The sequence below is a fragment of the Psychrobacter sp. HII-4 genome, assembly GCF_904846595.1.
Classification (GTDB): domain Bacteria; phylum Pseudomonadota; class Gammaproteobacteria; order Pseudomonadales; family Moraxellaceae; genus Psychrobacter; species Psychrobacter celer.
In genome coordinates this window covers 1-10,422 of the sequence record NZ_CAJHBJ010000049.1, presented here as the reverse complement: position 1 = coordinate 10,422, position 10,422 = coordinate 1, and the positions used below count along the sequence as shown (strand labels likewise).

8 protein-coding genes and 1 pseudogene are annotated in these 10,422 nt (G+C 46.3%); 6 read left to right on the top strand and 3 right to left on the bottom strand.

Annotated features, from left to right (window positions below):
- Positions 1 to 99: 99 nt before the first annotated feature.
- Complete coding sequence (locus JMX98_RS12800; protein WP_201587119.1) at positions 100 to 414, top strand: YnfA family protein; 315 nt, start codon at positions 100 to 102, stop codon at positions 412 to 414.
- Between the two features lie 80 nt (positions 415 to 494).
- On the opposite strand, the gene JMX98_RS12795 is transcribed toward JMX98_RS12800, so the two are convergent.
- Entirely contained in the window at positions 495 to 1,331 is an 837-nt protein-coding gene (locus JMX98_RS12795) for a symmetrical bis(5'-nucleosyl)-tetraphosphatase (RefSeq protein ID WP_201587118.1), read from the bottom strand.
- 52 nt (positions 1,332 to 1,383) lie between these two features.
- Entirely contained in the window at positions 1,384 to 2,247 is an 864-nt protein-coding gene (gene rsmA, locus JMX98_RS12790) for a 16S rRNA (adenine(1518)-N(6)/adenine(1519)-N(6))-dimethyltransferase RsmA (RefSeq protein WP_201587117.1), read from the bottom strand.
- Between the two features lie 383 nt (positions 2,248 to 2,630).
- On the opposite strand from rsmA, the gene JMX98_RS12785 reads away from it, so the two are divergent.
- A complete protein-coding gene (locus JMX98_RS12785; RefSeq protein ID WP_201587116.1) occupies positions 2,631 to 3,194 on the top strand; it encodes a GNAT family N-acetyltransferase in 564 nt (187 codons plus the stop codon).
- 470 nt (positions 3,195 to 3,664) lie between these two features.
- On the opposite strand, the gene pdxA is transcribed toward JMX98_RS12785, so the two are convergent.
- Positions 3,665 to 4,759, bottom strand: coding sequence for a 4-hydroxythreonine-4-phosphate dehydrogenase PdxA (gene pdxA, locus JMX98_RS12780; protein WP_201587115.1), 1,095 nt, complete (start codon positions 4,757 to 4,759; stop codon positions 3,665 to 3,667).
- 359 nt (positions 4,760 to 5,118) lie between these two features.
- Between pdxA and dnaB the strand changes: the two genes are divergently transcribed.
- From dnaB to argF, 4 genes and pseudogenes are all read left to right on the top strand, one after another.
- Complete coding sequence (gene dnaB, locus JMX98_RS12775) at positions 5,119 to 6,522, top strand: replicative DNA helicase (protein WP_201587114.1); 1,404 nt, start codon at positions 5,119 to 5,121, stop codon at positions 6,520 to 6,522.
- 191 nt (positions 6,523 to 6,713) lie between these two features.
- Positions 6,714 to 7,855 (top strand): annotated as a pseudogene (locus JMX98_RS12770) (RNA-guided endonuclease InsQ/TnpB family protein).
- Positions 7,856 to 7,890: 35 nt separating this feature from the next.
- Positions 7,891 to 9,000 carry an alanine racemase gene (gene alr, locus JMX98_RS12765; protein ID WP_201587110.1) on the top strand — a complete coding sequence of 370 codons (1,110 nt, stop codon included), beginning with the start codon at positions 7,891 to 7,893 and terminating at the stop codon, positions 8,998 to 9,000.
- Positions 9,001 to 9,271: 271 nt separating this feature from the next.
- Positions 9,272 to 10,195, top strand: a complete 924-nt coding sequence (argF, locus tag JMX98_RS12760) for an ornithine carbamoyltransferase (protein ID WP_201587108.1) — start codon at positions 9,272 to 9,274, stop codon at positions 10,193 to 10,195.
- The last annotated feature ends 227 nt before the right edge of the window (positions 10,196 to 10,422 follow it).

Below are 10,422 nucleotides of genomic sequence, written 5' to 3'. Positions count from 1 at the left end.
TCTTCTGTAAGCTGAAAGATTTCAAGAAAATTGCCATGCGTGCTGAAAAAACAGATGAGTCGTTTGCTGCTAATATCTATTTAGCAGCGACGATTATCCATTTACGGTAATTGTCAACACACCCTAGCAGAGATTGTAGGTTGCTACTTGCCATATTTATGGCTAAGAGAAGGTAAGTCAATATGGCTGCTTGTTCCTAGCGCCCTTAGTTTGACCGCCTTTGTTTGGCTGCTGACTTTACATCCAACCGCCGTTGGTAGGGTTTATGCGGCTTACGGTGGTATGTATGTAACGATTGCAATTCTGTGGTTATGGGCTGTCGATGGTATTCAACCAACGGCGTGGGACATCTTAGGCACATCAGTGGCACTGCTAGGTATGGCTATTATCATGTTTGCACCGCGCACTACATAGTGCAATACCCCATTGGCGACAGCCATTGCTCTCTTCAAGCCTATTAACAGGCACCCAAAACGAAATTAACTATAGTCTCGTCACAAGCTCGGACAGTGGGCGCTTGAGGTAACAACCTTACCATCGCTCAAACGATAAGCCAGTAGATGATTGCCCCATACGCAGCCACCGTCTAGCGCACGTGCATGTGGCAGATCGACCTCGGCTTTGAGCGCAGCCCAATGACCAAAGAGTATCTTACGCGTACGCGGTACTTGCCATTCAAACCACGGCGCGAAGTCATCAGGCATCGGCTCTTGCAGCCCTGCACTAAAGTCAAACTCTAAGGTGCCATCTTGTTTGCATAGGCGCATACGTGTGAAGTAATTAGCAATAGCACGCAGCTTAGTATAGCCGCTTATCTGTGCATGCCACTTATCAGCTGTCTTGCTATATAGGTTGGGCAATAGCGCATCCAGCTGCGGCAAACTGCTTTGCAGCGCGGCTTCTAACTGCCTCGCGTAACCAGACGCAGCCTCGATGCTCCAATGCGGCGGCACACCCGCATGCACCAATACCGTATACTCATCAGGATAAGCCAATACTGGCTGATGACGCAGCCATTCTAGCAGCTCATCACAATCTTTAGCAGCAAAAATCGGCGCGGTCTTGTCTTTATTTTTGAGCTTTGCCGCGCCGCGCCAGACCGCAATCAAGTTGATATCATGATTGCCTAGCACGGTCGCCGCTGCGCCCTGCTCACACAGCGACTTGACATGGCGCAGCGTGCTTAACGAATCCTCACCGCGCGCGACCAAGTCACCTGCAAACCACAGTTTGTCTTGGGTCGGGTCAAATGCTAACGTGTTTAGTAATTGACGATAAGCGGCATAACAACCTTGCAAATCGCCGATGACATACTGATGACGAAACCCCATAAACCCTCAATAAATCAATCTATAAAATCATAACCAACAAACAGTAGTCTTTCTATACAAGCAAATGCCGCGAGTGATTGCTTAGCGCGACAAAGTCTTGGACACTCAGCGTCTCAGGTCTGGCTTGCGGATCGATGGCACAGGCAGCAAAGTCCGCTTCGCTTAGCGTCGGCAACAAAGTCGAATTTTTAAAGATAGCGCGCAATGTCTTCCGGCGATGATTGAAAGTCTCACGCACGACGATAGCAAAATACTCTTCATCTTCTGCCACCACTGGCTTGTCGATATGCGGGGTCAAGCGAAACACGGCGCTGGTGACTTTAGGTGGTGGATTAAACGCACCGCGTGGCACTGTCAGTAGATAATCGGTATCACAGTGATACTGCATGATGACCGATAGACGGCCATAGGTCTTGCTACCGACATCCGCGGTGATACGCTCAACCACCTCTTTTTGTAGCATAAAATGCATGTCTTCAATGACATCAGCAAACTCAAGCAAATGAAACAAAATTGGGGTAGAGATGTTATATGGTAAGTTCCCGACGACACGTAGCTTACCGCGCTCCTCGCTATAAAGCTCACGATAGTCCACATGCATGGCGTTATCTTTGATAATCGTAAAATTTGGATGGCTGTTGGCACCGATACGGATACGCAGGCTATCTGCCAAATCACGATCCAGCTCCACCACCGTCATCGCATCGACTTCTGCCAATAGTGGCTCAGTCAGCGCGCCCATACCAGGACCAATCTCAATCAAATTATCATCGCGCTCCAGACGGATGCTATCGACAATCTGACGGATAACGCTGGTATCATGCAAGAAGTTTTGACCGAAGCGTTTACGCGGTTGGTGTTTGGCAGTGCGTAGACTGGAAGCAAGGCTTTGAGCATCAAAAGTAGTTTTGGACATAAAAAGGTCTTAATGAATAAAAGGTAAAGGAACTATAGCGCTATGGCAGCAATGTGCTGACTATATATCAATGAATTATAACACAGCTCATACTGGCACTGTCTTTTTGCGATGTTTTATTAGCAAACTACCCCTACCTTAGCACAACCGACACATTGCTTTTTTTTGTTCTTAAACTATTTGGTATATTCTTGGTTATATATATTGCTTGGTGAGGATTTGAACTTTTGGCTTTGGGCTAATGGTATCAACGTTTTGACACGCTGAAATAGCCGCAGTGTACTTTATAATGTACATGCAATGGGTTTTTGGACCAATATTTTTATTCATTGTAAACGCTTATCTCCAAGACGAGATTTAATTTACTTAAACATAGGTTAGTCATGCTATCGAAAACATTAGAAACGGATCGCCTTTATTTAAGACACTGGCGAAAAAAAGACTTAAAACCCTTTGCTAAAATAAACTCTAGTAAAGACGTAATGGAGTATTTCCCTAAGCTACTGACAGAAGAAGAAAGTAATGCTATGGCTTCAAAGTGCCAACTGCTTATAGATGAAAAAGGCTGGGGTTTTTGGGCGGTAAGTCTCAAAGGTAGTGATACTTTTATCGGCTTCGTTGGTCTACATCAACCACAACAAGACCTTCCGTTCAATCCTTGTGTTGAAATAGGCTGGAGACTGGGCAAAGATTTTTGGGGCTATGGTTATGCTACAGAAGCAGCCAATGCTTGTTTAAAATTTGCTTTTGAAGAACTAAAACTCGATGAAATCGTATCGTTTACTGCAAAGATAAATAAGCGTTCACAGCGCGTCATGGAACGTCTTGATATGAAGGATACAAGAAAAAACTTTCTTCATCCTGCTATAGAAGCTACAGACCCACTTGCCGAACACGTACTATACAAAGTGTCGCGAGAAGAATGGATGAAAATAAAAAAGCACTAATTAAGGATACTCTTAGCTCTATTGATGAATGTATACCCCAAGGGAACCAGCTATTTATCCCTGTCACCCCATTTATAGACCACTTAAAACAGAGCGGTATAATGGAACCAATTATATCAGGTCATGCTTGATAACTTATAAATAGACATAGCTGACATTAGGGCGTGTTGAACATTCGACCATGGCACTGACAGCGACTATTTTTTAGGCGATTCGATGTTAAAAATAATAAGTTTAGTCATTCTAAGCGCTTATTTTTAACGATGAAGCGGCAAAAAAGAGTCCTGTCCCTGCGGGCTGATGCTAAAATTGCCCCATACTGCGTTACAAATCTCGCTAAGGCATCTGCATTATCGTCGCTTTGTGCCTTGTCTGGAACAATTTTAGCGATCAGCAGTGCCTATTTGCGAATGTTCAACACGCCCTAAACTTATCCCATAATGCCTAACAAATCTAGATAAGACAGCAACTTATACAATAGTTCCACTAACAATGGATCTGTCTGCCATCTCATTAGCCATATTTAATGCTTGATACAGACTGGTAGCACTGGCACTGCCGCTCCCTGCCAAATCAAGTGCGGTGCCATGATCCACTGACGTGCGTATATAAGGCAGCCCCAAGGTTAAATTGACTGTATCGCCAAATCCATGCGATTTGAGCACTGGTAGGCCTTGATCGTGATACATGGCGATGACTGCATCGCAGTTTGCTAAGTGTCTGGGGGTAAACAGCGTATCCGCTGGCATCGCCTCAGAGATATTGACCCCGGCAGCGATAAACTCACGCAATACGGGATTGATAATCTCCATCTCCTCCATACCCAAATGACCGCCTTCACCTGCATGTGGGTTTAGACCGCAGACCAATATACGTGGCTGCATTAGACCAAATTTTTCTTTCATATCATCGATGACGATTTGTACCGTTTGCCGTACATTATTAGCGGTGATGGCAGCAGGGATGTCCTTTAAGGCCAAATGCGTGGTGACAAGCGCCACTTTCATGGCTTGATTGGCGAGCATCATCACCACTTTATCGCAGCCGCTTTGCTGCATAAAAAACTCAGTATGACCGCTGAACATGGTGCCATCTGGCAATCTGATATCGGCATCGATCAGTGCTGACTTTTGTAATGGTCCTGTGATAATGGCCGCGATGGCTTTGTAGGTGGCCAATTGATGGGCAATCTCTAACTGCTGGGCGACCATGGCCGAATTGCGCGTATTAATTTGTCCACAAACGACGGATTGAGCACAAGGCGTATTTAACAAAATAAACGCATGGCCATCATGAGTATTCATATGCATCTTCTGTGGCATCTGCTCTAAGAAATTATCAGCTGCTATGTCTAAATCGACAGTTTGCCAGCGCGGACAGCTTCGTAGTACGCCCGCTGCCAGCAACATATCAGCACGCTTTTGCAGCGCGGTATGATCGGCAGTGACCCATATAGGACGCGCAAAGTCTTGTAGCTTACCTGTATCGGCCAGTAGCAAGACAATATCCATACCGATACCAGCAGGTTCACCGGTGGTGATTAATAGCGGCAATTTTTTTTGCATAGTGAAAACCATCCTACATTTACATTAACACTTTGATTTAATTATATTTTTTATTAGAAAAATCAGATTTTCTCGTTAAGTCTAATCTTAAACATTCTCGCTCATCAAAGACGGTGTTTTTACAGATAATTATTTATAACGTCCGAAAAAAGGGCAGAATGTGTTAAACTTTCGCCTTTCATTGTAGCATTTACTAGCAAGCATTGAGACCACGTTTGGTACCTCTAACATAACCGTGCGTCGCCTTTGTTTTGTTGCGTCGTTTTGCTGCACTATTACTAAAATAAAAACCTTACCACATACCCATCCATACCTTTTTTATAGCATATTTATACCGACTCTTGACACATTAGGCACTCATGGCAGACAACGACAAATCCGACGACTTACTCAATCAGACACCGCCGCATAATATCGATATCGAAAAGGCGCTACTGGCCTCTTTGATGAGTATTGAAGAGGCGTACGACAAGATTGCCGATATCGTCACCAAAGACGACTTTTATGCGGGTCGGCATCAATACATTTTTGATGCGATTGCCCATTTAGCTGCCGTTGGCGAGCCTTATGACACTGTGATGGTCCATGACTGGCTAGAGGCACAAAAACTCCTAAAAAGTGCAGGCGGCGACAGCTATTTGGCAGATATTTTGAGTCAAAGCCCAGCGACCTTATTTAACCTCACTGCCTATGCACAGCGCGTGCGTGAGCTCTCTACCTTACGCCAGCTGATTACCACTGGTAACGATATGCTGGCACTGGCATATAATCCAAAAGACCAAACGGTCAGTGATATTTTAGACAATGTCGAGAGTAAGATATTTAGCATCAATGAGCAGCATAATAAACGCGCCGAGCAGCGTGGGCCTGTCGGTATTACCTCGGTGCTGACCAATGTCATCGACCAAATTCAAGAGCTAAAATCCAACCCCGATGGCATGATTGGCTTGCAAACACCCTTTGCAGAGTTGAACAATAAAACGCAAGGCTTGCAATCTGGCGACTTAATCATCGTCGCCGCCCGTCCATCTATGGGTAAAACCACCTTTGCCATGAACTTAGCAGAAGGTGTATTGTTTAATGAAGACCTGCCAGTGGTGGTGTTTTCTATGGAGATGCCCGCTGAGTCTATCGTCATGCGTCTGCTATCCTCTTGGGGGGCGATCAACCAAACGCACCTGCGCTCAGGCCAGATGAATGAAGACGAATGGGCGAAAATGATGAACGCCATTCAGCATCTACAATCAAAGCATCTGTACATCGATGACAGTACGGCGCTACCGCCCTCTGAGATGCGCTCACGCTGCCGGCGCATCGCCAAAAACCATGATGGCAAGCTAGGCGCTATCGTGGTCGATTATCTACAGCTGATGAAAGTCCCTAGCCTCGATGGTAACCGTGTGGGCGAAATCTCTGAGATCTCTCGTAGTCTAAAGGCGCTCGCACGTGAGCTTCAGTGTCCGGTCATCGCTCTATCTCAGCTTAACCGTAGTCTGGAAAACCGCCCAAACAAACGCCCTATTATGTCGGATTTGCGTGAATCAGGGGCAATTGAACAGGATGCCGATTTGATTATGTTCATCTATCGCGATGAGGTTTATAATGAAAACTCAGACCTCAAAGGCGTGGCCGAAATCATCATTGGTAAACAGCGTAACGGCCCCATTGGTACCGTACGTTTGGGCTTTGAAGGCCAGTTTACCCGCTTTATCAACCTAACGCCTGAGTACTATCAAGGTGTCAGTTTTGAAAACGATGAATAACCCCAAACGCTCACGATTAAGCATTTAATAAAACCCAAACAAATCATCACGAACCCTAGCCAGCGCGATATCAGCGCCATTGATATCGCATTGGCTTTATTGCTTCATCCCCTTTTTATCAGGCGTCAGTCATTGTCGCCAAATATTGCGAATACCTTGATACCCAAACCCATTGAGATCATAATTATCCCATGAAAACGCTCAAGCTACGCATCAAAGACAAACATGCTGCTCAGCTCAATATCTTGGCTGGGGCGGTCAACTTTGTCTGGAATTACGTTAATGAGCTTAGTTTTAAACATCTTAAGCGCACAGGTCAATTCTTTTCAGCTTATGACTTGGCTGTCTACACCAAAGGGGCGGGTGACTACCTAAATCTGCACAGCCAAACCCTACAAGCTATCTCTGAAACCCATGCCAAAAGCCGAAAACAGTTTAAAAAAGCCAAACTCAACTGGCGCACCAACAACCCAAAGGCCAAGAGAAGAAGCTTGGGCTGGATTCCCTTTAAAAAGACAGCCGTAAAACACCTATCAACTCGTCAATCAGGCAAGAAAAGCCTTAAATCTACTATTCAGCTAAGCCTTGCTAAGGGTAAAAAACTAATCATTGATCTGTGGGATAGCTATAACCTCTCGCTCTACGACATCAATACTTGCGAATTGGTACAAGACAATCGCAGCCATTGGTATGCCTGTATCACCGTCAAAGAATTTCCAAAGATTAAGTGCGGTACTGGCGAAGTCGGTATTGATTTAGGCTGCAAGGATTCAGCAGTCAGTAGTAATGGCGATGTTCTAACCACTAAGCTGACCCATCAATATGCCGAAAAACTGGCCATTGCTCAAAGAGCCAAGAATAAAAAACGGGTCCGTGCCATTCACGCCAAGATCAAAAACACCCGTCAAGACTTGATCCATAAATTCACATCAAAGCTTGTTAAGGCCAACAGCCTAATCGTTGTTGGTCAAATCAAATCAACATCATTCATTTCATCCAAACTGGCCAAATCCGTCTATGATGCTGGTTGGTTTGAGATTAGGCGGCAACTGGATTATAAATGCGCGAACGCAGGTTGCCACTATATCGAAGTCAATGAAGCGTACAGCACCCAAACCTGCTCGTGTTGCGGCTCCCGCCAAGACAGTCCGAAAGGTAAATCAGGTCTTGGTATAAGAGCATGGTTTTGTCGTTCTTGTAAAACGACCCATAACAGAGATGTTAATGGAGCGAAAAATATTCTCGCGGTCGGGCTTGGCCGTCTTTAGTAGGAATCCCTCACTTTAGGGAGGGGAGGAAGTCAATCGATGTATTTGCTCATAAAACAAGTTGATTTATCAAATCACGTTGCCAATAAAGAAGCCCATTATGCGTACCATTACTATCAAACCAAAAGCTCTCTCTCATAACTTACACCAAGTAAAAAAACTGGCCCCAAATGCTAAAGTACTCGCCATGGTCAAAGCCAATGCCTATGGTCATGGCGTGGCGGCGGTACTGCCCGCCCTGCAGCAAGCCGACGGCATCGGTGTGGCTACTTTGGCAGAGGCTCTAGAGGCGCGGCAATTGGGCTGGCATAAAACCATTGGGCTCATTGAAGGCGCCTTTACCGCTGATGAATGGCAGACCGCCATTGCCCAAGATATCAGCTGCGTGATTCATCATGAGCCGCAGCTTGATTGGGCGCTGGCGAATATCCCAAGCTCTGATAGTGCGACGCGAATAGTTTGGCTAAAATACAATACCGGTATGAATCGCTTAGGGTTTGATGCCAAAGGCGTTATCGATGCGGCGGCGCGGCTACATGCAGGCGGCTATCAGCTGATTTTGACTACACATTTTGCCAATGCCGATGACAGCAGCCACCCGCTAAATGCGCTACAAATTCAGCGCTTTAACGACATGCTGCAAACCTTAAAAGAAACCGTCAGCGATGAAGTAAAAGGCTCGTTGTGTAACTCAGCAGGTATCGTCAATTTTGCAGAGCATCATCATGACTGGGTACGCCCTGGTATTATTTTATATGGTAGCTCACCGGTCGTCGACCAAAGTGCAGCTACGTTGGACTTGCAGCCTGCAATGGAGCTTTGCGCCCAAATCATCGCCTTGCAGACAATCAGCGCCAATGATGCCATCGGCTATGGCAGCTTATGGTCAGCACCGCACGATACCAAAACTGCCCTCGTCAGTATCGGCTACGGTGACGGCTACCCTCGCGTTATCAGCAGTGACGCCTATGTGACCGTCATCAATGCCGCAGATCAGCAGCGCTATCGCTGTGCCGTGCTTGGACGCGTGGCCATGGACATGATCGTTATCGATGTCAGCGCGATGCCAGCAGACCCCGTCTTAAACAGCAAAGTCATCTTATGGGGTGAGGCGCCGCACGTCGATGAAGTCGCAAGCCACGCTGGGACGATCAGCTATGAGCTATTATGTCGTCTGAGCACGCGCCCAGCCCGTATAGCCGCTCACTAAATACCTAAACTTAAATCACTGACAGGTTTGGCATCCTGACTGGTAAAGGGTTTTATGTCATTAGCCAGTCTACGCGCACAGATGGCATCGGGCATCTATAGCAAGTAATACCGCAGCCGTATAAAAGGGTGCTGACTTGAGAAAATTGGCCGTTTACATTGGGCCTAATTGCGCTATACTAAAAGTTTGTTGTCACCCCAGTGTGCGCGTTGAGCGCTGCTGCACAAGACTGATAACGTTTCACTGACTGCGATCGACTGCTAGGACTACTATGAGTTTGCGCCATTTTTTGACTTTATCTGATTTAACCCAACAAGAACTAGAAACCCTTATCAAACGCGCAAGCGAATTACGTAAGATGCAACATGCAGGCGAGGTCTATCAGCCTTTTGTTGGCCGGACGCTTGGCATGATTTTTGAAAAATCCTCTACCCGTACGCGTATCTCGTTTGAGACAGGCATGGGACAATTTGGCGGTAGCGCCATCTTTTTATCACCCAATGATACCCAGCTTGGCCGCGGCGAGCCTTTAGAGGACTCAGCCCGCGTCATCTCGAGCATGGTCGATATCATCATGATTCGCACCTTTGGTCACGAAAAAGTCGAGACCTTTGCTAAATACTCTAGTGTGCCGATTATCAATGCGCTGACCGATGAATTCCACCCTTGTCAATTGCTCGCCGACATGCAAACCTTCTATGAGCATCGCGGCAGTATCAAAAATAAAATCGTCACTTGGGTTGGCGATGGCAACAATATGTGCGCCTCCTACATGCAAGCGGCGAGTCAGTTCGGCTTTGAGCTACGCGTGGCCGCGCCTTATGGCTTTGAGCCTGATCCTAAGCTGATGGAGCGTTTCTCGCATTGCGTCAGCCTAGTCGAAGATGTGCAAGATGCGGCAAAAGACTCGCACCTTATCGTCACCGACGTCTGGGCCAGTATGGGTCAAGAGTCTGAGCAAAATACACGCGCGCGCCGCTTTGCACCCTATCAAGTGACGCCCTCACTGCTTGATAAAGCCGACCCTGACGTGGTGTTTATGCACTGCTTGCCTGCGCACCGCGGCGAAGAAATCTCTCACGACATGCTTGATGATCCGCGCTCTGTGGTCTGGGACGAAGCGGAAAACCGCTTACATGCGCAAAAGGCCCTGATGGAGTTTTTGCTCAAGGATAAGATTAAACTATCGGTTTAACTGATGGATAATCAATTTGTTTAAAAGCAAATCTTTTTTAAAACAGATAGCAAAAAGGCAGATTACTTATAGTAGTCTGCCTTTTCTTAGTTTTAAGTTCTTATACCAAACCCAACAATTAAAGTTGCGCCCAAGCACGAGCAGTTAACGACCGAATTCTTTGTGGCTGTTTAAGCAAATTATTCCAAGCCAAGCAAGTGGCATCGACAATAGCCTCATAACTGTCA

Coding starts and splice junctions, on each gene's coding strand:
- JMX98_RS12795 (WP_201587118.1), bottom strand. CDS start 1,331: ATGGGGTTTCGTCATCAGTATGTCATCGGCGATTTGCAAGGTTGTTAT.
- rsmA (WP_201587117.1), bottom strand. CDS start 2,247: ATGTCCAAAACTACTTTTGATGCTCAAAGCCTTGCTTCCAGTCTACGC.
- JMX98_RS12785 (WP_201587116.1), top strand. CDS start 2,631: ATGCTATCGAAAACATTAGAAACGGATCGCCTTTATTTAAGACACTGG.
- pdxA (WP_201587115.1), bottom strand. CDS start 4,759: ATGCAAAAAAAATTGCCGCTATTAATCACCACCGGTGAACCTGCTGGT.
- dnaB (WP_201587114.1), top strand. CDS start 5,119: ATGGCAGACAACGACAAATCCGACGACTTACTCAATCAGACACCGCCG.
- alr (WP_201587110.1), top strand. CDS start 7,891: ATGCGTACCATTACTATCAAACCAAAAGCTCTCTCTCATAACTTACAC.
- argF (WP_201587108.1), top strand. CDS start 9,272: ATGAGTTTGCGCCATTTTTTGACTTTATCTGATTTAACCCAACAAGAA.